17 protein-coding genes are annotated in these 20659 nt (G+C 63.5%); 10 read left to right on the forward strand and 7 right to left on the reverse strand.

The genetic code is table 11. The annotated features are described in order from the left end of the window. Positions 1-48 precede the first annotated feature (48 nt). Entirely contained in the window at positions 49-855 is an 807-nt protein-coding gene (locus V1277_RS19420) for an MBL fold metallo-hydrolase (protein ID WP_334417690.1), read from the forward strand. Positions 856-998: 143 nt separating this feature from the next. On the opposite strand, the gene V1277_RS19425 is transcribed toward V1277_RS19420, so the two are convergent. The 3 genes from V1277_RS19425 to V1277_RS19435 all read right to left on the reverse strand — a co-directional run bounded on the left by V1277_RS19425 (position 999) and on the right by V1277_RS19435 (position 5726). Next, positions 999-2084 (reverse strand): 2Fe-2S iron-sulfur cluster-binding protein, encoded by a 1086-nt coding sequence (locus V1277_RS19425; RefSeq protein WP_334417691.1) that lies wholly within the window; start codon positions 2082-2084, stop codon positions 999-1001. Next, the gene (locus tag V1277_RS19430) at positions 2085-3962 is read right to left on the reverse strand and encodes an ethylbenzene dehydrogenase-related protein (RefSeq protein ID WP_334417692.1); all 1878 of its coding nucleotides are present in this window, start codon (positions 3960-3962) and stop codon (positions 2085-2087) included. It abuts the gene before it with no gap. A 261-nt stretch (positions 3963-4223) separates the two neighbouring features. Beyond that, positions 4224-5726, reverse strand: a complete 1503-nt coding sequence (locus tag V1277_RS19435) for a hypothetical protein (RefSeq protein ID WP_334417693.1) — start codon at positions 5724-5726, stop codon at positions 4224-4226. 563 nt (positions 5727-6289) lie between these two features. Between V1277_RS19435 and V1277_RS19440 the strand changes: the two genes are divergently transcribed. The 4 genes from V1277_RS19440 (at position 6290) to V1277_RS19455 (ending at position 13187) form a co-directional block, all read left to right on the forward strand. Further along, the gene (locus V1277_RS19440) at positions 6290-8005 is read left to right on the forward strand and encodes a type I secretion system permease/ATPase (RefSeq protein ID WP_334420410.1); all 1716 of its coding nucleotides are present in this window, start codon (positions 6290-6292) and stop codon (positions 8003-8005) included. Beyond that, complete coding sequence (locus V1277_RS19445) at positions 8002-9975, forward strand: HlyD family type I secretion periplasmic adaptor subunit (RefSeq protein WP_334417694.1); 1974 nt, start codon at positions 8002-8004, stop codon at positions 9973-9975. The genes V1277_RS19440 and V1277_RS19445 overlap by 4 nt, the downstream gene beginning before the upstream one ends. Before the next feature lie 103 nt (positions 9976-10078). Beyond that, positions 10079-11947: a molecular chaperone HtpG gene (gene htpG / locus V1277_RS19450; protein ID WP_334417695.1), complete on the forward strand. Its 1869-nt coding sequence runs from the start codon at positions 10079-10081 to the stop codon at positions 11945-11947. Between the two features lie 85 nt (positions 11948-12032). Next, positions 12033-13187 carry a DUF3095 domain-containing protein gene (locus V1277_RS19455; RefSeq protein ID WP_334417696.1) on the forward strand — a complete coding sequence of 385 codons (1155 nt, stop codon included), beginning with the start codon at positions 12033-12035 and terminating at the stop codon, positions 13185-13187. A gap of 91 nt (positions 13188-13278) precedes the next feature. Here the strand turns inward: V1277_RS19455 and V1277_RS19460 are convergent, their stop codons facing one another. From V1277_RS19460 to V1277_RS19475, 4 genes are all read right to left on the reverse strand, one after another. Continuing rightward, positions 13279-14958 carry a hypothetical protein gene (locus V1277_RS19460; protein WP_334417697.1) on the reverse strand — a complete coding sequence of 560 codons (1680 nt, stop codon included), beginning with the start codon at positions 14956-14958 and terminating at the stop codon, positions 13279-13281. A gap of 230 nt (positions 14959-15188) precedes the next feature. Continuing rightward, positions 15189-15629, reverse strand: a complete 441-nt coding sequence (locus tag V1277_RS19465; RefSeq protein WP_334417698.1) for a DUF2147 domain-containing protein — start codon at positions 15627-15629, stop codon at positions 15189-15191. A gap of 82 nt (positions 15630-15711) precedes the next feature. Further along, positions 15712-17097: an MATE family efflux transporter gene (locus V1277_RS19470; RefSeq protein ID WP_334417699.1), complete on the reverse strand. Its 1386-nt coding sequence runs from the start codon at positions 17095-17097 to the stop codon at positions 15712-15714. 87 nt (positions 17098-17184) lie between these two features. Further along, positions 17185-17724: a GNAT family N-acetyltransferase gene (locus V1277_RS19475; protein WP_334417700.1), complete on the reverse strand. Its 540-nt coding sequence runs from the start codon at positions 17722-17724 to the stop codon at positions 17185-17187. 175 nt (positions 17725-17899) lie between these two features. On the opposite strand from V1277_RS19475, the gene V1277_RS19480 reads away from it, so the two are divergent. The 5 genes from V1277_RS19480 to V1277_RS19500 all read left to right on the forward strand — a co-directional run bounded on the left by V1277_RS19480 (position 17900) and on the right by V1277_RS19500 (position 20658). After that, positions 17900-18502 carry a superoxide dismutase gene (locus V1277_RS19480; protein WP_065743750.1) on the forward strand — a complete coding sequence of 201 codons (603 nt, stop codon included), beginning with the start codon at positions 17900-17902 and terminating at the stop codon, positions 18500-18502. Positions 18503-18728: 226 nt separating this feature from the next. Next, positions 18729-19103, forward strand: coding sequence for a fluoride efflux transporter CrcB (gene crcB / locus V1277_RS19485; RefSeq protein ID WP_334417701.1), 375 nt, complete (start codon positions 18729-18731; stop codon positions 19101-19103). A 146-nt stretch (positions 19104-19249) separates the two neighbouring features. Beyond that, positions 19250-19843: a permease gene (locus V1277_RS19490; RefSeq protein WP_334417702.1), complete on the forward strand. Its 594-nt coding sequence runs from the start codon at positions 19250-19252 to the stop codon at positions 19841-19843. 59 nt (positions 19844-19902) lie between these two features. Beyond that, positions 19903-20343 (forward strand): hypothetical protein, encoded by a 441-nt coding sequence (locus tag V1277_RS19495; protein WP_334420411.1) that lies wholly within the window; start codon positions 19903-19905, stop codon positions 20341-20343. 135 nt (positions 20344-20478) lie between these two features. Continuing rightward, a complete protein-coding gene (locus V1277_RS19500; RefSeq protein ID WP_334417703.1) occupies positions 20479-20658 on the forward strand; it encodes a hypothetical protein in 180 nt (59 codons plus the stop codon). The last annotated feature ends 1 nt before the right edge of the window (position 20659 follow it).

Here is a 20659-nt window from a genome sequence, read left to right on the forward strand (position 1 = left end):
CGGCCTTCCCATTTTGCGTTATCACTGCTTCCGACAGGAGTGATGCCGATGCCGCCATGGACTTGCGAACAATGTGGCGCCCAGTTTCCCGAAAGTGCTGCACCACCGGCCGCGTGCCCGGTCTGCGAGGACGAGCGGCAGTATGTGAACTGGAAGGGACAGTCGTGGCTCACGCGCGAGGAATTGGCACAACATCACAAGCTCGTCTGGCGTGACGATCTCGGCATTGCCGGCATCGGGCTCAAGCCGAGTTTTGCGATCGGGCAGCGCGCGCTACTCGTGCGCGAGGCGGATGGCTGCGTGATGTGGGATTGCGTTCCGCTAGCCACGCCCGAGGCGATCGACTACGTCCGTTCGCTGGGCGGCCTGAAGGCGATTGCCGTCTCGCACCCGCATTACTATGGCGCGGTCGCCGACTGGAGCGAAGCGTTCGGCGGCGTGCCGGTCTATCTGCATGGCGACGACCGCGCTTTCGTCACGCGGCCGCATCGGACAATCGTGCCGTGGACCGGCGACAGCCACCGGCTCTCGGACGATATCCTGCTGGTGCGGACCGGCGGACATTTTGCCGGCGGCACAGTGATGCATTGGCGCGCGGGTGCGCAAGGGCAGGGCGCATTGCTCACCGGGGACGTGGCAATGGTCGCGATGGACCGCCGCTCGCTCAGCTTCATGTACAGCTATCCGAATTACATCCCGCTCAATGCCGCAGCCGTGCGCCGGATCGCACGTGCGGTCGAGCCGCTGGCGTTCGACCGCATCTACGGTGCATGGTGGGGCCGCAACATCGAAGGCAATGCCAAGGCGGTGTTCGAAATGTCCGTTCAGCGGTATATCAGAGCGATCTCCGGCTGAGACAGTCCCGTGTCCCGGACGCGGTGCGGCGCAGAGCGCTGCACCGCAGAGCCGGAACCCACGCCGCAGCACGTGGACCCCGGATCAGCAGCGCACCACGCCGCGAGCGCGGCGCGCTGCGCTGCATCCGGGGAATGCCGCGGCTAGCGGTTACCCGCGCCAACTGCGGATACGCCTCGCGGCATCGGCGCCGCCGTTTGCGCCGGCTGCAACGGGATGGCGCTCTTCGGCTCGCTGAGCCAGCCCGTGAGGCGCGACATCAGGCCAGCCTGCTCCACCGTCCGCGGCTCCTGCACGAAGGGATCGGTGTAGCATCGGGCGCCCGCAGCCTTCGCAATCCGCGCCACCGCATCGGTCATCGCCGGCGCGCCCGCGGTGTAGACCACGTCATCAGGCGTGAGTTTCGGCAAATGATCGGTTGGCCGACCGCTGCGAACGGCATGCGAGATATTTTGCGGCTCCGACACCATCGGAATCAGCGTCACGTTGGGAAACAGCGCCAGCCGGCACAGCGCCGCGTGCATGTAGAGCGAACGGACGCTCCGGGCCGCCACCACGAAGACCATTTCGCGCTGCGGCTGCTCCATGATCGCAGCGACCGCGACCGACCACATCGGGGCGAAGCCGGTACCGCTGGCGACGAGAACGATGCGCCCCGAATGGCCTTGCCTGAAAAAGGCGCGACCGTACGGCCCCGTCAGCTTGACGCGATGTCCGGCGCGGATGTCGTGGCCGAGTGCCGAGGATACCAGCCCGTCCGCGACCTTTCGGATGTGAAAGTGCAGGATGCGATCGTGGGGCCGGCCTTCCAGCGGATAGGTCGGGCTGTAGGACCTTGCCGGGAATCCCTGAAACTGCAGCTTGCAGTACTGGCCGGGAAGATAGTCGAGCGGCTTCGCAAGCTCGATGTCGACACCCACCACGTCGGGCGCGAGTTGAACGGTCTGCGCCACTTCCGCCGACAGTGCCACCGGCTCTGGAGCTGCCTCGATCGCAATTTCGAGATCGGAAACGATTCTGGCCTGGCAGGCATGGATCATGTCGTCGCCCCGGCTATGGCCGCCGAATACCTGGCCGTCGACGAGCCGCACGCGGCAGGCGCCGCAAATTCCGGAACGGCAATCATGCGGAAGATCGACCCCGTTCATCAACGCCCAGTCGAGCAGAAGCTCGCCGCGATTGGCCAAATACGGCTCGTTGTTGATCGTGACTTTGCAAATCCTTGACATTTATTCCACCTCGATACGAATAGGACGGACGTGCCGTGTATGCCTGATCTGGCTATGATCGAAAGCGGCGACCCGCATGAAGATGCCGGTTTTAATCGGCACGTCGAACTGGCTTGTGGTGTCGAGCCGGCGCTTCACCTCGAGCGCCCAGTGGCCGGAAGCCCAGCGGGCTGCGCTTCTGATGTCGGCGCGGTCGCCTGAAAATTCGCCGCCCAGGATGACGCCCGGGATCACGGTGCCCGTTGGGATGCGGGCGTCGACGTTGGTCGAATACGGTAGGGAATCCTGCTCGGTCATGAACCATCGCGCGCCGTCGCTTTCGCCGTGATTGGGATCGAGGTCGATATCCCCCATCGCATTCGTCGTGTCGGCGACGACTTTGGGCAGGCGCAGCGGAGCGATCAGCCGGCTGCGGCGCGGGCCGCCTGACGTGTCGGCCTCGACGGTGAAATTGTCCCGGTAGTTTGCCGTGCCGGGGTCAGGCGCGAACCCGCCCTTGTACGGAACGACGTTTGCCGCCTGCATCGGGGTCGGATCGAGCGGCGGCCCGAAATGGGTATCGTCCATCCATCCGGTCGCGCCGCTCGTGGCCTTCCATTGCCAGACGTCCGCATAGCCGGATGCCGTGTAATGCAGTCCGCGGCCGCTCATGGTGGCCGGCGCGCCGGCGACCGGCTGCGGCCCGGGATGAAAGGTTCGCCCGCCCGCCAGCGTGACATCCGACGTGGTCAGCAGCACCGAAAACTTGTCTTCGTTGTACTGATGCTCGTCGCCAAGCTGAAAGCCGGAATGAAGCAGGTGCCATCCATCGGCCTGCTTGACGAGCGGCAGGTGCTTTAGCGAGCGCGTCGAATCTTCCCAGGTGAAGAGGAAATAGGCATAGGTGCCGTCATGCACCGCGCGAATTTCGATTCTGGTTTCGCCCTTGCCGTCGAAATTTCCGCCTTCTCCGGTCAATAGCGAGAACGGCTTGACGCCGCGCCAGGCCCGATCGGACGTATCGCCGTCGAGGACCGGCGCGTCGGCGGGATTGATGCGGCGGATCTGAACACCGTCCACCGCCAGCCGATCGGTAGCCACGAGGAGCGAAGCGCCGGTGATCGCAGCGGCGGCCGCCACGACGAACGGATTGGCTTGCAGGGTCGGGTTTCGCGATCTCGAAGGCCCGGCATGGGATCGCGGCGCCGGATCCGGCTCACGCGTCCGATCGCGGCGCGCCTCTGCGCCGGGCTGCAGTGGATGCGATGAAACCTCGGGCGGTGGGACTTCGGATTCCGGCGGGCGCGCCGATCGCTCGGCCAGCAGTCCCAAGAGCTCGACGGCATCGAGCCGCGGCGGCGGCGCCGGCAGCGGAGCTGGACGAAAGATGCGCAGCAGTTGCGAGATGCCGCCGCTTTTGTATTGGGTGAGGACATGAAGGGCGACAAAGGCGAGGATCACCCAAGTCCCCACCCAATGCAGCATCGCCACGTCGTAGCCGGAGTAGAAGCCGAAATAGAGCGCGCCGCCGCTGACCAGCAAACCGAACATCGTGACGAAGAAAATCCAGTACATCAGAGCGATCACGGCGCTTAACCTGGCCTGTCCGCGGCCGAACAATCCGCGCAGGCGAACCTTGTCGAGCTGGACGCGGCGTCCGAGGCCGGAGCGTAGCATGTAGACGACGTAGCCGATCGCCACGGCGACCAGGACGACCGCCGCCTGCATATGGGCGATCCAAACGCTGTCGCGCGGCAGCACGGCGTCGAACCAGTTGATCCAGGTCCGGTCGGGCGTTTCCGTCGCAATGCGTAAGCCGGTGACGAGCGCAACGGCGAATGCAGCCACGAACGTCCAGTGTAGAATGATGGTCCCATAGTCCGTCTTACGCTGCCTCACACATACGCCCCGCTACTTCACTTACCGAACAGCAACTGTTGGCGTCGTTTCCCCAACCGCCGATGTCGCCGTCGTACCAATGATGATCCCAAAGCCGTTGTTGAGGTCATCGTCTAGATCGTTTGCGGGCGCAGGCCGATGAACAGGTCTTCTGTGCGCCCCGCCGCGTGAGCCGGATCGGCGAACGCGCTTCTTGATGTGATGCATTGACCTCCAGCGCCGCGAGAGCATCCGCGACGCCGGAGGCCGCGCCGCGCGCCGCTATCCCCACATGTGATGCAAATGATGTGCGAATTCGGGCATGTCCGAATTGGCTTGGTCCACGCCCCCGGTCTCCACGTCGGCAGTCGCAACCATCACCGGCTCGCCGCTGATGGTGGGGGCTGCGACTTGTTGCACGTCCGGGCTAGCCGCCGCGGCCAGCGCCGCCGGCGTTTCGATGACCGGCGTCTCCGCGGCCGGCGTCCCCAGCACCTCGGCGATCGTCAGGCCGTCCGGATTGTAAGTGCCGCCGGTAACAGGGATATTGTTGCCGCCGGCATCGGCCGCATTGCCGTGCATCTGGTCCGCGGCAGCGACGACCAGCGTCGCGTTGCCGGTCTGCAATCCCTTGATCATCGCGGCAATCTCGGCACCGAGGATGCCGCCCAGATCCGCGTCGAAATCGGTGACGCTCTTCTCGAATGCCCTGAGATTGCCGATCAGCGCGGCGATCGCCTCGCTGTCTTGACTTCCCACGAGGTCGATGGCTTGCTTTCCAAGCGAATTGGACTGCGCAATGAAATTGGCCACGAACGCCGTCTGCACATCATTGTCGAGATACTTCGGAGCCGGCGAGGTGGCATCCGGAAGCGGCGACAAGCCGCCGATGCCGTCTTGCGCTGCCATATCAGCCAGATTGGCATCGCTCTGGATGATGTCGAGGATGTCGAGGATGTTGTCGACGCTGGCCTGTGCCGCCGTGGGGCTTATCCCGGGGTCGTTGATATAGACGAGCTCGAGTTGGAGTTGCTGCACGATCTCATCGGCATGGACGCCGGTCAGGCCGTCGAACAGCTCCGGGTTGGCGGTCATCAGCGCCTGCATGTCCGATATCACAGCATTGATGTCATCGGTGATCTGCGCCCGGTTACCGTCATTGACCCCGCCGAGGATCTGACTGGCCACGTCGTCGAAGATCGCGCCGATCTCCGCGAGATTGTGAGGCGCGGTGGCGGTGGTGCCGGTGGGCAGCGGCGCGGGCGGCGCCGGATTAGCCAGCACGGGATCGGTACTGACGGCATTGATGACGCTGAGTTGGCTGGCGCGAAGCGCCTGTTCTGCGCCGGCGGCGTTGCCGAACGAGCCTGCCGCGCTCACCGAGGCGTTGGCCGCCGAAATGGCGCTGGTGATGTCGGACAGCATCGCCTGAACATGGCCGAGCGCGGCGCCGGAAAACTGGCCTGCATTGAGCTCGGCCAGCAGATTGTTCTGCACCGCGGTGAGATCGTTGGTGTGATTTGCAATGCTGCCGGGTGCTTGGACGCCGTCGCCGAGTGCGTTCTGCTGCGGGGCATCCACCGGCGTCCGAGCCATGCTGTTGAAGGTTGAGCCGAGGTCGGAGAAATTCGAACCGACAGGCCGTGACGTCGTTTGGCTGGCCGGCGGCGGTTCTTCGAGCGGTGTCGTGGACGGGGAAGCCGGAGCGACTGGCGGGCTGGCGACTTCATCGATCGGGAGATCGAGATCAGCGTCGGGCTGATCCCCGTGAGCCAAGCGAGCCATTGTTCGTCCCCTGTTGTCCAGTCGAATCCATTGATGCATAGGCACGGCCATCCGCCAGGGGGCGGGACGTCGCGCATAGTGAAGGATCATTTAGCTTCATGGCGTCATTCGGCCGACACAGCGACCAATGAGCGCCGAAGCAAGGTGATAGACGGACGAATCCATGACGCACGCCGTGCGGGAAAACGACGAATGAAGCGCGCGCGAGAAAGGACGTCGCGGCCCTTGTCTGACGCACCGCGTCTTCGGTGCCGGCATCTTAGCCGGAGTTGTGCACGTCGTTTCGGCAACAACCGAGCGTTTGCCACCGTTCGACCCAAGGGCGAACTTGAACAATCGGCATTCGTCGTATTCTTGCCGAAAAATGGTCCGCATCGCGCGGCAAGGAGACCTGCAGGGAGACCCGATCAAGCGGGTCAAAGGGCAGTTCAATGAGTATCGCTCAGGGCCAGACACAGGACCGAGCGCGGGCAGCGTCGGCGCCCCGCGCAGTGTCGGGCCTGCGTTCGACGCTGGCCGCTGACGATCCCGTCACGAATGCGCTGCGCGCCAGTGCGCGCCGCATGATCGGCGTCGCCGTATTCAGCGGCGTCATCAACATCCTGATGCTGTCGGGCCCACTCTATATGCTGCAGGTGTACGATCGGGTAATTCCGAGCCGTAACCTCGCGACCCTGTTCGGCCTGTCCCTGATGGTGTTGTTCGCCTACCTGGTGCAGGGATATTTCGACGCGATGCGGTCGCGGATGCTGTGCCGGGTCGCAACGCTGTTCGATGCCGGCCTGCAAGGCTCGATCCATTCGGCGCTCGCCACCTTGCCGCTGCGCGGCGTCAAGCCGGTCCTGATGCAGCAACCGCTGCGCGATCTCGACCAGGTGCGCACCTTCATGTCGGGCATGGGGCCGACCGCATTCCTGGACATGCCGTGGATCCCGGTCTTTCTGATCGGGCTGTTTCTGTTTCACCCCGCCATCGGCTTCACGGCGCTGCTGGGTACTGCGGCGATCATTGCGATGACCTTGCTGACCGAGCGGATCTCGCGCAATTCGGCCAAGGCGGCGATGGACATGAACGCGCAGCGCCAGGTGCTGGCGGATGCGACGCAGCGCAACGCGGAAATCGTCCGCGCGCTCGGCATGACGGATCGGTTGACGGCGCGCTGGTCGCAGGCGAATGAGCGTTACCTGCAGGAAAACATCCGCGCCACCGACGTCTATGCCAATCTCGGTTCGGCCGCGAAGGTGCTGCGCTACATTCTGCAATCGGGAATGCTTGGTATCGGCGCCTATCTCGTCGTGGTCGACAAGGCGTCGGGCGGCGTCATGATCGCGTCGTCGATCCTGATGGGGCGCGCGCTCGCCCCGGTTGAAATCGCGCTCGGCACCTGGAAGCAACTGGCCGCGGCCCGCCAGGGCCTCGCCCGTCTGCGCGACATCTGCAAGGCGACCGCGCCGCCTCCGGCGCCGCCGGTCATGCTGCCGCGCCCCTGCCGCGAATTGTCCGTGCAGAATCTCGCGGTGGCGGCGCCCGGTTTCGACATGCCGATCGTGTCTGGCGTTACGTTTTCGCTCAAGGCCGGCGCGGGGCTGGCGCTGCTCGGCGCCAGCGCGTCGGGCAAGACTTCGCTTTCCAAGGCGCTGGTTGGAATCTGGCCGGCGCATCGCGGCGCGGTACGGCTTGACGGCGCCTCCCTCGATCAATGGCGCAACGAGGATCTCGGCCGGCACGTCGGCTATCTGCCGCAGGACGTCGGCTTGTTTGACGGCACTGTGGCGGAGAACATCTGCCGTTTCGACGAACACGCAACTTCCGACGCCATCCTAAAAGCTGCCCAGATCGCCGGCGTCCATGACATCATCCTGCGCCTGCCGGAAGGTTATGCGACGCGAATAGGGGCGGGCGGCATCTCGCTATCGGCTGGACAGAAGCAGCGCGTTGGCCTGGCGCGGGCGGTATTCGGCGATCCGTTTCTGATCGTTCTCGACGAGCCCAACGCCAATCTGGATGCCGACGGTGAGAACGCCTTGACCCGCGCCATCGCCATCATGCGCCAGAACAAATCCATCGTAGTCGTCATCTCGCACCGCCCGAGCGCGCTTTCCGCGCTTGATATGACGATGGTGCTCTATGAGGGCAAGGCGATCGCGTTCGGCCCGCGCGAAGAAGTCTTCGCGCGCGTCCGCAACGCCAACGGCAAGGGGGCGCCGGGATCGCCGCCAGGCCCACCGCAGGCAAAGGCAGATCAGCGCGCATCGCTTGCCGAGAGTGTTTCATCATGAAGAATTTCGATCACGGACACACCGATGAAAGAGTGGTGCGACGCCGGATCGGCGGAGCGGACGACGAGATCGTGGCGCCGCAAGGCCAAGCGCTGATCCTCGAACTGCAGCGATTGCGGCAGGCGTTCGAGCTCGACAATCTGCCGGACCAGCGGCCGCCGCTTCGTCGGCCGGCGAATGACGAACCACGTCCGGGCGCGCGGCGTTCGCGTCCCGCCCGGCCGAAGCGGTCGAAGAAAAAGGGCAAGATGGGACGGGTGCTGGATTGGCTCGGCCCCTTTGGATCCCGGTCCGACGTTCTCGATACCGAACCTCCGGCGCCGCGCGGCGGACGCGTCGCGCGTGAGCCGCAATTCATGGCTCCGCCACCGGCGGCCGGCGCGCGCGGCAATCCATGGTCGAACGAACGGCAGGCGCGCGGTCCAATCATCGCGCCGGACGATCCGTCGCTCATGAACATGCCGAGGTCGAGACCGGAGCTTTTGCAGATCGACGACCGGCGGGAGCCGCCTCGCATCGAGGCGCCCCAATTGGCGCCGCCGGCCGTTGCGGGCGCCGTGCCGCGCGAGCGTTCCGTGACGCGGGTCGTCCGCAATGGGCTGACCGCAGGGGCTGCCTTCCTTGCCAACCGCGACGGGTCGGCTGATGTAGCGGACGCGCCGGGCGAGAGCATCGTGCTGCGGGCGGCGCGCGCCTTCGAGCGTGAATTGCGCACGGGCTTGCGGGCGCTGCTTGTCGTCGGCGGGCTGGCAGGCGGCTGGATGGCATTCGTGCCGCTGTCGGGCGCGGTCGTGGTGCCGGGCAATCTGGTGGTGCAGTCCAACGTCAAGACCATCCAGCATCCGACCGGCGGTGTGGTCGCGCAGATTCCGGTCCACAACGGCATGCGGGTCAACGCCGGCGATCTGTTGCTGCGGCTGGATTCGACGCAGGCGCAAGCCAGCCTGCAGGTGGTGAGCAAGCAGCTCGATGAAATGCGGGCGAAGATCGCGAGGCTGACCGCCGAGCGCGATGGTTTGCCCCGGCCGGCGATACCGGCCGAGATGTCGGCGCGGCTTGACGATCCCGGTGTCAAAACGTTGCTGGCCTCCGAGGCTTCGCTGTTCAGGGCGCGGGTGACGGCGCGCGAGAGCCAGAAGGAGCTGTTGCAGAGCAAGGTAACGCAGCTTGGCGACGAGATCGTCGGCCTCGACGCGCAGGTTGCGTCCAAGGCCAAGCAACTGGAATTGATCACCGGCGAACTCACCGGCGTTCAGGACCTTTTCGACAAGCGTCTGGTACCGCTGGCGCGGCTCACGACCCTGCAGCGCGAGAGCGCGAGAATCGAAGGCGAACGCGGCCAGCTAATCTCCACGATCGCCGAGACCAAAAACAAGATCGACGAGGCAAAGCTTCAGATGGTCAGGCTCGACCAGGACGTACGGACGGAGGTGGTCAAGGAGCTCGGCGAGGCGCAGGGCAAGGAGGCCGAACTCAGCGAACGAAGCATCGCGGCACGCGACGTGCTCGAGCGCATCGAGATGCGCGCGCCGACGTCGGGCGTGATTCATCAGCTTACCGTGCACACCATCGGCGGGGTCGTTCGCGGCGGCGACACCGTCATGGAAGTGGTGCCGGATTCCGACGATCTGCAAATCGAGGCGCGGTTGCAGCCGAACGATATCGATCAGGTGCGCAAGGGCCAGCAGGCTTTCGTCCGCTTTTCGGCCTTCAACCAGCGGGTGACGCCGCAATTGATCGGTCAGGTGTCGTACGTCTCGCCCGACACCACCCGCGACCAGCAGACCGGCACGTCCTATTTCACGGTCCGGATCATGCTGCCGGAAGAGGAGCGCCGCCGGCTCGCCGGGCTGCAGCTCAGCTCGGGCATGCCCGCGGAAGTGTTCATGCAGACCGGCAGCCGGACCATGCTCAGCTACCTTTTCAAGCCGATTCTGGATCAGTTCCAGCGCGCCTTCGTCGAGCGGTAAGGGGGCAAACAGGCTTTTGGCGCGTCGTCGCAATCTTGCCACCCCAGATGGCATCGTTATATCAGGGCTTCCCGTCCTGCCCTGTTTGCATTGCGAGCCCCGTATGACGACCACCACTGCCCCCGAATCCCAGCCGTTCCAGGCCGAGGTTGCCGAGCTTCTGAACCTGATGGTGCACTCGGTCTATTCGGAGACCGATATCTTCCTGCGCGAGCTGATCTCGAATGCATCTGACGCCTGCGACAAGCTGCGCTATGAGGCGATATCAGCGCCCGAGCTGATCGCCGACGGCGCGCCGCCCAAGATCCGTATCGCGCCGGACAAGAAGGCCAATACGCTTAGCGTCGTCGACAGCGGCATCGGCATGGACCGCCAGGAGCTGATCGACAATCTCGGCACCATCGCGCGCTCCGGCACAAAGTCGTTTCTTTCGCGCCTCACCGAGGCCAAAGACGGCGCCAATCTGATCGGCCAGTTCGGCGTCGGCTTCTATGCGGCGTTCATGGTCGCCGAGCGCATCGTCGTGACCAGCCGCCGCGCCGGTTCCGATCAGGTCTTCGTCTGGTCGTCCTCCGGCGGCAGCGGATTTGAAATCGCTCAAGCCAGCGACGAAGACGCCATGCGCGTCACGCGCGGCACCGAGATCGTCCTGCACCTGAAGAAAGACGCATCCAAATATCTCGAGACCTACGAGATCGAACGTGTTGTCCGCGCCTGGTCCGACAACATCCAGTTTCCGATCGAACTGGTGCCGGAGGAGGGCGAGCCGCGCCAGATCAATTCGGCCAGCGCGCTATGGCAGCGGTCGAAATCGGAACTCTCGCCGGAGGACTACAAGCAGTCCTACCAGCAGATCGCCGGCGCGTTCGACGAGCCGGCAATGACGCTGCATTATCGCGCCGAGGGCCGGCAGTCCTATGCGGTGCTGCTGTTTGCGCCGTCGACAAAGCCGTTCGACCTGTTCGACCAGGCGCGCAAGGGCAAGGTCAAGCTCTATGTCCGCCGCGTCTTCATCGCCGACGACGCCGATCTCTTGCCGGCCTATCTGCGCTTCATCCGCGGCGTGATCGACAGCGAAGATTTGCCGCTCAACATCTCGCGCGAGATGCTGCAGAACAATCCGCAGCTCACGCAGATCCGAAAGGCCGTTACCGGCCGCGTGATATCGGAGCTGGAAAGCCTCGGCGAAAAGGAGCCGGAAGCGTTCGCAAAAATCTGGGACGCGTTCGGCCCTGTGATCAAGGAAGGCATCTGGGAGGACTTTGAGCGCCGCGAGAAGCTGCTCGCATTGTCGCGCTTCACCACGACAAAGGGCGAGGAGCGTTCACTTAAGCAATATGTCGAGGATCTCAAGCCGAACCAGACCGACATCTATTATCTCACCGGCGAGAGCGTCGAACGGCTGAAGTCGAATCCGAAACTGGAGTCCGCAACCGCCCGCGGCATCGAGGTGCTGCTGCTGACCGATCCGGTCGACGCGTTCTGGACCTCCGCGTCGCTCGATTTCGGCGGCAAGCCGCTAAAATCCTTAAGCCAGGGCGATATCGATTTCGGACTGGTCCCGCTTTTGGATGACAAGGCCGAGGACAAGAAAGACGAAGGTGGCGTCGATGAAGCCACGACGATCGCGATGATCAAGGACGCGCTCGGCGAGCACGTCTCCGACGTGCGCGCATCGCAGCGGCTGACCTCGAGCGCGTCGTGCCTCGTCGCCGGCGGCGGTGCACAGGACCGCATGCTCGAGCGGCTGCTGGCAATGCAGAACAAGGCGCCGACCACCAAGCCGATCCTCGAAATCAACATGCGCCATCCCCTGGTCGCGGCGATTGCCGGCGACAAGGATGCAGCCAGGGACCTGTCATTCCTGCTGTTGGAGCAGGCGCAGATCCTCGACGGCGAACTGCCGGAAGATCCGGCGGCGTTTGCCAATCGGCTCAACCAGTTGGTGCTGCGGGGGATCGCAAAGGGGTAGGACATTCGGTTGCCTGCTTGAACCGAATTCCAAGACTGGCCGTATCTGCTAGGAAAGGTGCGAACGCGGGGTAGCGCAGATCGCCATGACGACGTCTGATGGCACCGACATTTTCTATGGCGCGATCCCGGTCTTTCGCGGCTTCGGCAGCCTGATGGACCCGGCGCTGTATACGCCGTTGCCGGACGACTGGACCGTCGGTGTCGCCGACATCGTCGAGTCGACCAGGGCGATCGCCAATCAGCGCTACAAGGCGGTCAACATGGCCGGCGCCGCCGTGATTGCGGCCGTGACCAATGCGCTTGATGGCCGCGAGTTTCCGTTCGTGTTCGGCGGCGATGGCGCGAGCTTTGCGGTGTCGCCGGCCGATCTTTCGCGCGCGCGCGACGCGCTGGCGGCGACCGCGGCCTGGGTCAGCGCCGATCTCGATCTGATGATGCGGGTGGCGCTGGTGCCGGTGAAGGACATTCGCGCGCAGGGCCTCGATATCAAAGTCGCCCGCTTTGGGCCGTCGTCCAATCTGTCCTATGCGATGTTTTCCGGCGGTGGGCTGGGATGGGCGGATGCCGCAATGAAGCGGGGCGAATTCGCCGTCCCGCCGGCGAAGCCGGGAACGCAGCCTGATCTGTCCGGGCTATCGTGCCGGTTCGAGGAAATTCCTTCCTCCCGCGGGCTCATTCTGTCGGTGCTGGTGGTGCCGGCCAAAGGCGCCGATCCGCACGCCTTCCGCAAGGTGATCGAGGACGTCATCAAGCTGGTCGAGCAGAGCCCGGATGCGGGCCGGCCGGTGCCGCCCGACGGTCCTCCGTTGCGCTGGCCGCCGGCCGGCGTCGAATATGAGGCGCGCGCCGCGCGCGGCGGGCCGCTGTTGAAGCGGCGCACCGTCGTGCTCGCCGTCACGCTCTGGGCCTATGTGGTGATGCGGTTCGGCATCAAGGTCGGCAATTTCGTGCCGAAGAATTACGTGCAGCAGGTGGTGGAGAATTCCGACTTCCGCAAATATGACGACGGCTTGCGGATGATTCTCGATTGCACGGTCGAGCTCGAACGGGCGCTGACGGAGATCCTGGCTAAGGCGGCTTCAGCCAAGATCGTGCGCTACGGCCTGCACCGGCAGGACGCCGCGATGATGACCTGCTTCGCGCCCTCGGTGATGCGCAGCGATCACGTCCACTTCATCGACGGCGCCCGCGGCGGCTACGCCTCGGCGGCGTCAGCGCTGAAAGCGATGGCAGCCTAGTTTCAGGTCCCACAGCCTTTTCGAGCGAAGTGGTACCGGCTTCCCGTAACGTTCGGGGGAGAAGGTTCTGCGAAACCGCTCAGCGAAATCGTCAATCACAACCGATTTTCTTGCTGGGGTAGTCCGCAAATCGGAGCAACCGGATATTTCTGGTTTCGATCACCTGGGCAGGTTCGCGCGACCTGAATTCTCCGATGTCCGCTCCCGGCGGCAATACGACAACCACATTGAACGCGCCGCAAATGCGATCGGTTCTTTGTTCAACATCCTCGAAGTTTCTTGCGGGAAAGACGACCTTATTGGCTACTCCAATTTCGACACCAATCGGAGCAGCCTGAAGGACAGGAGAAAAGACCACGTCGCGGTACTCGGTGTTCTGGCTGATGTCGTTCCACAAATGGTAGCGATCAGGGTCGATTCTTCCTATCAAGGATGGGCCGCCGAAAGCCCGTGCGGAAACGGCCGCGCAAAAACAACTGCCGATCGCAAGCCATGTGCCCACCATCGCAGCGCGGCTTTGGAGGCGGAATTTTGTTGCGCCGGGATGTCGGTACAGCCGCAAGAAAACGACGGCGCTGACGGGAAGAAGTGCAAACGGAATGAGGGCGTAGGCAAACATCACTTTTGCGATGGCCCATCTATGAATGGCCGTGTGCTGATAGAGCAGGAGCATATGTGCGTAAAACGGGACCGTCACCAAAACCAGCAACGAAGCCATCGCGAAAATCGAGCGACGCTCAACCGGATCGACCGCGAGACGAAGCGACAGTGCAAGCAAGGTCGCCGTCACCAATGTGGCGCCAACGATTAACGGGAGAACATGCGGAAAGTACCAACCCGAATGCATTTCTATGAATGTCGCAGTGAAATTCGTAATCGGATGAGCGTCGGTCAGGTTCATCCGATAGGCGATCTTCCAGGTGAGCTCATAGAGGGATGCCGCCAATCCCTGGGTTCTGGCGATTGAACCCGGCGTGAAAAATCGCCAAAACAGATAGATGCCGAAGGCACTGGCCGGCAACAGCGCCAGACCCACAAGTTGCCGTCGCGAAAAGCCTTCTACGAAGCCGAAGCGCGCGCCGGCCATGCGGATCAGCAGCCATGACGCGAAAAGCGTGTAGGACAGCCAGTCGACGAAAAACGCTAAATAGATGACGAGAAGCTGAATCGCGAACAGGATGTTCCGCTGACGCGGCGATTCCACGACATACGAAAACGATTCGAGCAAAATGAACGCTGCCGCGTACAACAGGATCGCAATCGTAACGCAGTAGATTTGCGAGAAAAAATAAACCAGCCCGTGAGGATACAAAACCGGAAATGCGACGCCTACGGCGATGAATCCGCAAGCTACAATGTGCAATCTGTTGAATCGGGCGATGTTGAAGGCGGTGAACGCCACCGCCAGGGCGATCATGCCGTGGGTCACCACGTTGAACCAGTTGATCAGCGGCACACTTGGTTCGATCTTCAATATCTCGGCGAGCAGATAAATCGGTACGAACGTGCCCGGCGGCCACGATTGATACAGCGTCACATCTGCCAGGGTCGGCGTTTCCACCGACAATGGCGAGTAGGGGGTCGCAAACCACATATTGAGCGGGCCGTTGACCCACCAATTGTGCGCCCACATCCTGGCGCTGGAAGTCGTGACATCGGCATCGTATACGGGGATCTGGTCCAGATATGGAAAGCGGGTTCGCAGTACGAGCAGCCATAAGGCCGTCACCGCTAAAACCACCGTACTGACGACCGCAGCCTTCAACCGCATATGAAAATCAGTCTCGCATTCCGCACTGCTGGGTCACTACGGCTGCCATCATATTGGCTCAGCGATGCAAGATACAAGCGAAGGAAGCAAGACGACGGGCCTTATGAAGACATTGGACGGGCTGAACGCCCACTTTCAATCCAAAGACCAACGTAGCTACCCCAAGAATACCGTGAGATCACCGGGTTGATTTCCCCGGCTTCCGATGCGTATGCGGAGGTGTACACGCCCTACCGCCCCACGCGCGTCCAGTTCTCCCCGCCGCAGAGCGCGCCGACGCAGCCTTCGACCTTGAGCGTGTCTGCGCCTGTTACCGAGACGCTGCTGGCGTAGGTGCCGCCGTCGTCGGCATTGTAGATCTGGCCCGACCATTTGTTGGGACCGCTGGGGTTCATGCCGCTGAACAGGGGAAGGCCAATCATAGGCCGCCGCTTCAGGGCCGGGTTCGGATTTTTGTCATCGACCTGAGGCTTGCCGGTGGCCTGATCGATCGGCTCCTTCAGGGCGACGATCACGCCGCAAATTCCACCGCCGCATTTGCTGATTTTCACCCTGGCATCGCCCGCCTGGGTCAGCCAGACGCCGGTCGGCTCGGCGCCTTGCGCAAGTGCGGATGGCGCGGCCAGCAATGCCGCCGAGATCGCGATGATGAAAGCCGTTCTGCAAGCCATGAATCATTCCTTACGAAAAAGCAGGCCTGCATAGCAATAAATCAGATTTGTGCAACGTCGGATTGAGTGCAACTTGCCGTTATCATTTGCCCCAGCGGGTCAGACGGATCGACAGCGCCGTGCCGAGGCCATAAACGACCATCGCTGCGCCGACCAGTGCGAACAAGGCCGATGCCGGCGCGCCCATGGAGGCCAGCCACCAGCCGCCGCCCCCGACGATCAGCAACCTTGCGGTGCCGGCCATCACGGGACCGCCGACCTTCGCAGCACCTTGCGAAGAGAAATAGAGACTGACGCCGATCCCGAAAAACGCGAATGCCGGGCCTGCCCAGGTGAAATAGGCATTGGCGGCGGCGGTGACGCCGGGATCGCCGGTGAACATCGAAACCCAGAGCGACGGCTTTGCCGCGACAATCAGTCCGATGGCGCCGACGGTGATGCCGGCCGCAGCGCCCGCGGTCCACGCCACCTGCCGCGCGCGCGTCACGAGGCCCGCGCCAATGGCCATGCCGACCATCGGCACCGAGGCGACGCCGAATGCGAAGGCGATCGGCGTCAACAGGAATTCCAGCCGCGAGCCCATGCCATAGCCGGCCAGCGTCTCGGTACCATAGCCGGCCAGGATTTTGGTGAAGATCAACACCGCCAGCACGGTTTGCAGTGGCGAAAGACAGGACACTGCGCCGACCCTGAGAATGTCGAAGAACATGTCGCGCTGGAATTTGAAGCCATTGAAGTTCAGCGTCAGCCGGCTGCGGCCGCTGACGAGGTGCCAGACGAGGAAGATAGCCCCAGGCGTAAAAGCGGCGAGCTGGCCTGCGGCAACGCCACGCATGCCGAGTCCGGGCAGTCCGAACAGCCCAAGGCCCAGCGCGCCGCCACCGGCGATCTGCACCACCGCGATGCCGATCAGCGTGATCGATGGAATCCGCATATCGCCGGTGCCGCGCACCACGGAGGCCAGCGTGTTGACCAGCCAGATCGCGATCGCGCCGGAGAACAGCACATTCGAATATTGCATGGCCTGTTCGAGCACGCCGTCGCGGCCGCCGAGCAGCGCGTAAAACGCGCGGCCGAATGCCAGCATCGTTACCGTGAAGAACAGCCCGGCGCAGGCGCCGATCATCGCCGCATGCAGGGCCAATGTCGCCGCACGGTCGCGGTCGCCGGCGCCGAGCGCGCGGCTGATGGCGGAGGAAACGCCGCCGCCCATCGCGCCCGCGGACATCATCTGAGTCAGCATGACGAAGGGAAACACCAGCGCGATCCCGGCGAGCGGCTCGGTACCGAGCCGGCCGATATAGGAGGTCTCGGCGACCGCAACCAGCGTCATGCCGACCATGGCGATCGCGTTGGGAAGCGCAAGTGTCAGCAGCGTCGGCAGGATCGGCGAGGCGAGCAGGCCGTTGGCCGGGGCGGACGGAACGGCGGCGGTGGGACGCATGTCGAGCGGGGCGTCAATGGTCATGCGTCACCGGTGATCCAAATCGAATAGATTATGGATGACATATTATCTGGCTGGCCGCGTGCAAGCCACCCGCACCCCGCGCAGAGGTCACCATGGCAGGCCGCATAGGTCGATTATTCCATCGCGCGGCTTGTGCGTGAAATCGAACACGAACGGTGCCATGGCCTCGAAGCGAATTCGTCCCTCCGGCTGCTCGGCATAGACCTCGCCATTAAACGCGTGCCAGCCGCGCGCCTGATAGAACGCTTCATTGTGCGGCTCGCAGAACAACATCGCAAACCGCACCGCTTCGTGGTCGCGCAGGGTCCTGATCGCGGCGTTGAGCGCCAGCGTGGCATAGCCGCGTCCCCGGCAATCCTCCCGCGTCGAGACGCCGCCGATGCCGCCGATCTGGACCTTGCGACCGTCCCAGGTCGCGGTGCGGAAATAGATGCCGACATGGCAGGCCAGCCCCGACCTCTCCGCGTCCTCAGGTACGTCAATCAGCACGCGCAGATCGGCATGGGCCCATTTGACGTGACCCCAGGACAATTTTTCGACAATCTCGCGCGGCCATACCGCTTGCATCAGCGGTTCGGCGCGCGGCCATGAGGAGTCCCCGTTCAGGACGTCGATTTCGATGCTCATTTCATCACCATACAGCGCCGATGCGCGGCTGCCATGCCCGTCATACGCTGCACGCGGGACGCGGCGTTACCGGAAGCCTTCCCGTTCTTGCCAAATTGCGGTGTTTATGCGCAATGGAACCTTCTATAAGGGTTCCCGTTAGACCACGTTCTCCCATCAGTTCGGACATCACCCCATGACCTTCACGCTGCCCAATCTCCCCTATTCCCACGACGCCCTTGCGCCCCACATGTCCAAGGAAACGCTGGAATACCACCACGACAAGCATCACCAAGCTTACGTGACCAACGGAAACAACGCGATCAAGGGGACTGAATTCGAAGGCAAGTCCCTTGAGGAGATCGTCAAGGGTTCGTTCGGCAAGAATCCGGCCGTGTTCAACAATGCCGGCCAGCATTACAACCACCTGCATTTCTGGAACTGGATGAAGCCGAATGGCGGCGGCAGCAAGCTGCCCGGCCGCCTGGAGAAGAAGATCACCGAAGACCTCGGCGGGCTCGAGAAGTTCAAGGCCGATTTCGCGGCCGCCGGCGTTGGCCAGTTCGGCTCCGGCTGGTGCTGGCTGTCGGTCAAGAACGGCAAGCTCGAAATCTCCAAGACCGCGAACGGCGAGAGCCCGCTGGTCTACGGCGCGACGCCGATTCTCGGCTGCGACGTCTGGGAGCACTCCTACTACATCGACTATCGCAACCGCCGTCCCGACTATCTCAAGGCGTTCTGCGATAACCTGATCAACTGGGACTATGTCGACGAGCTGTTCGGCAAGGCCGGAGCCTAAGGCACAGTCATTCCGGGGCGATGCGAAAGCATCGATCCCGGAATCTCGAGATTCCGGGTTCGCCGCTTCGCGCCGCCCCGGAATGACAGCGGAGTAGACATCGAAGGGGTGGTAGTGCGGCTACCGCCCCTTTTCGTTGGCGCTGTACCTTCAAATCCTTGCGGGGAGGGCTCCCGTGCGGCACAACCACTCTGCCGGGATGTTGTGACGTGGAAAAATTGCTGCGATGAGCTATCTGTTGGTCTTTTTCGGCGGCGGCCTTGGCGCGACGCTGCGTCATCTCATCAATCTCACTTGCGCCCGCTGCCTCGGCACCGCCTTTCCCTGGGGCACCTTCATCATCAACATCACCGGCTCGACCGCGATGGGGCTGATCGCGGGTTATCTCGCCTTCAAGGGCGAAGCCTCGCAGCCCTGGCGGCTGTTTTTGATGACCGGCGTCCTCGGCGGCTACACCACGTTCTCGGCCTATTCGCTCGATGCCGCGCTGCTCTACGAGCGCGGCGAGCTTGGGCTCGCGGCGCTTTACGTGATTGGCTCCGTCATGCTCTCGATTGCCGGGCTGTTCGGCGGCCTCGCACTGGTGCGTCAGTTCACCTGAACCAACCGCCAAACGATCACGGGCTGCGTGACGTCCTCGCATGGGCGTCCCTGAGAAGCGCATGGGTATCGTGCGAGCTTCCGTTTGCTTCGCCACACGCGCGGGACTAAGCAGGATGGACTAGCTTCACCCGCCAACGCACGGCCTTGTCAGAACCTCCGCTAACAGACCCGGCGCCAGCCGACGACGCCGAGCCAAAACCCCGGCGTGCCCGGAAGCCGGTCGGCTGGTCGATGATCGTGATCGGCGCGCTCGTCGCGATCTGCGCTGGGCTGGTGTGGCGGCGCGACGGCATCGACGGCGTGCTCAATATTCTCACCCATGACCTCTGGCTGTTCGGCGAAATCATCCCGCGCGTGCTGGCCGGCTGCCTGCTCGGCGGATTCATCGCGGAAATTCTGCCGCACGACAAAGTCTCGCGATCGCTCGGCCCGGAATCGGGCCTGAAGGGGCTTTTGATCGGAACGGCATTCGGCGCGATCCTGCCGGGCGGCCCGTTCACCGCCTATCCGGTGGCCGCGGCATTGCTGACGGTCGGCGCCGATTTCGGCGCCACCATCGCCATGGTCGTGAGCTGGACGCTGATCGGTTACGGCCGCGCGGTCGCCTGGGAGCTACCGATTCTCGGCACCGACTTCACGCTGTGGCGCATCGTGATCTCGCTGCCGATCCCGGTGCTGGCAGGCTGGCTCGGCCGCTTCGTGTTCGTGCGGATGTACCCGAAGGGCGAGCCGTCGTGACGACGTCTGCGCTGATCATCGACTTCACGCTGTGGGGCTCGGTCGCCATTCTCGGCTTCATGGCTTGGCGGCGCGGCCGCGTCGTGCTGGTGTCGTCGGTGCGCGAAGGCTCGATGGACTTCATCAACATCGTGCCGCGCATTGCACTCGGCGTGATCGGCTCGGGCTACATCGCTGCCGTCATCCCGCCGGAAGTCATCACCGGCTGGCTCGGCCCCGACAGCGGCTGGCTCGGCGTGCTGACCGCGGTGATTGCGGGGGCGGCGACGCCCGGAGGCCCGGTGGTCGGTTTTTCGATCGGCGCGGTGGCGCTGAAAGTCGGCGGCGGCACGCCACAGGTGATCGCCTATGTCGTTGCCTGGGCGCTGTTCGCCTTTCAGCGCATGATCCTCTGGGAAATCCCGTTCATGCCGGCCCGCTTCGTCTGGTTTCGCGCCGCGGTGTCAGTGCCGTTTCCGTTTCTGGCGGCCGCGATCGCGATGGTGATTGGGAAGCCGTGAGGGCATAAATGTAAACCAGGATTGGGCTCTGGATGCCCATTTCGCGGGATATGACGGGCAGGGGCATTGGAGAATATCGGTCCTTGGTCAGGCCACCTCGTGGACTTCCGTAATGTTATATTATAACGTCGACCCATGCCTCACTCTCACGACCACGCGCATCACGCTCACGCCCACAGCCACGGTCCGGCGACGCCGCATCCGGCGCAGGCCGCGCCCTGGTCGATCCTGCGGATGACCGTGTCGGCCCGCCTTGCCGCAGCGCTCGCCGTCAGCGTCGCTCTGTGGGCCGTTGTCGTGGTCGCGATGAGGTGAG

Origin of the sequence: Bradyrhizobium sp. AZCC 1588 (assembly GCF_036924735.1) — a bacterium.
In the GTDB taxonomy this organism is placed as follows: Bacteria; Pseudomonadota; Alphaproteobacteria; order Rhizobiales; family Xanthobacteraceae; genus Bradyrhizobium.

Excerpts from the sequence above, each read along its gene's own strand:
- V1277_RS19420 (WP_334417690.1), top strand. The coding sequence starts at position 49 with ATGCCGCCATGGACTTGCGAACAATGTGGCGCCCAGTTTCCCGAAAGT.
- V1277_RS19425 (WP_334417691.1), bottom strand. The coding sequence starts at position 2,084 with ATGTCAAGGATTTGCAAAGTCACGATCAACAACGAGCCGTATTTGGCC.
- V1277_RS19435 (WP_334417693.1), bottom strand. The coding sequence starts at position 5,726 with ATGGCTCGCTTGGCTCACGGGGATCAGCCCGACGCTGATCTCGATCTC.
- V1277_RS19440 (WP_334420410.1), top strand. The coding sequence starts at position 6,290 with ATGATCGGCGTCGCCGTATTCAGCGGCGTCATCAACATCCTGATGCTG.
- V1277_RS19445 (WP_334417694.1), top strand. The coding sequence starts at position 8,002 with ATGAAGAATTTCGATCACGGACACACCGATGAAAGAGTGGTGCGACGC.
- htpG (WP_334417695.1), top strand. The coding sequence starts at position 10,079 with ATGACGACCACCACTGCCCCCGAATCCCAGCCGTTCCAGGCCGAGGTT.
- V1277_RS19455 (WP_334417696.1), top strand. The coding sequence starts at position 12,033 with ATGACGACGTCTGATGGCACCGACATTTTCTATGGCGCGATCCCGGTC.
- V1277_RS19460 (WP_334417697.1), bottom strand. The coding sequence starts at position 14,958 with ATGCGGTTGAAGGCTGCGGTCGTCAGTACGGTGGTTTTAGCGGTGACG.
- V1277_RS19465 (WP_334417698.1), bottom strand. The coding sequence starts at position 15,629 with ATGGCTTGCAGAACGGCTTTCATCATCGCGATCTCGGCGGCATTGCTG.
- V1277_RS19470 (WP_334417699.1), bottom strand. The coding sequence starts at position 17,097 with ATGACCATTGACGCCCCGCTCGACATGCGTCCCACCGCCGCCGTTCCG.
- V1277_RS19475 (WP_334417700.1), bottom strand. The coding sequence starts at position 17,724 with ATGAGCATCGAAATCGACGTCCTGAACGGGGACTCCTCATGGCCGCGC.
- V1277_RS19480 (WP_065743750.1), top strand. The coding sequence starts at position 17,900 with ATGACCTTCACGCTGCCCAATCTCCCCTATTCCCACGACGCCCTTGCG.
- crcB (WP_334417701.1), top strand. The coding sequence starts at position 18,729 with ATGAGCTATCTGTTGGTCTTTTTCGGCGGCGGCCTTGGCGCGACGCTG.
- V1277_RS19495 (WP_334420411.1), top strand. The coding sequence starts at position 19,903 with ATGGCTTGGCGGCGCGGCCGCGTCGTGCTGGTGTCGTCGGTGCGCGAA.
- V1277_RS19500 (WP_334417703.1), top strand. The coding sequence starts at position 20,479 with ATGCCTCACTCTCACGACCACGCGCATCACGCTCACGCCCACAGCCAC.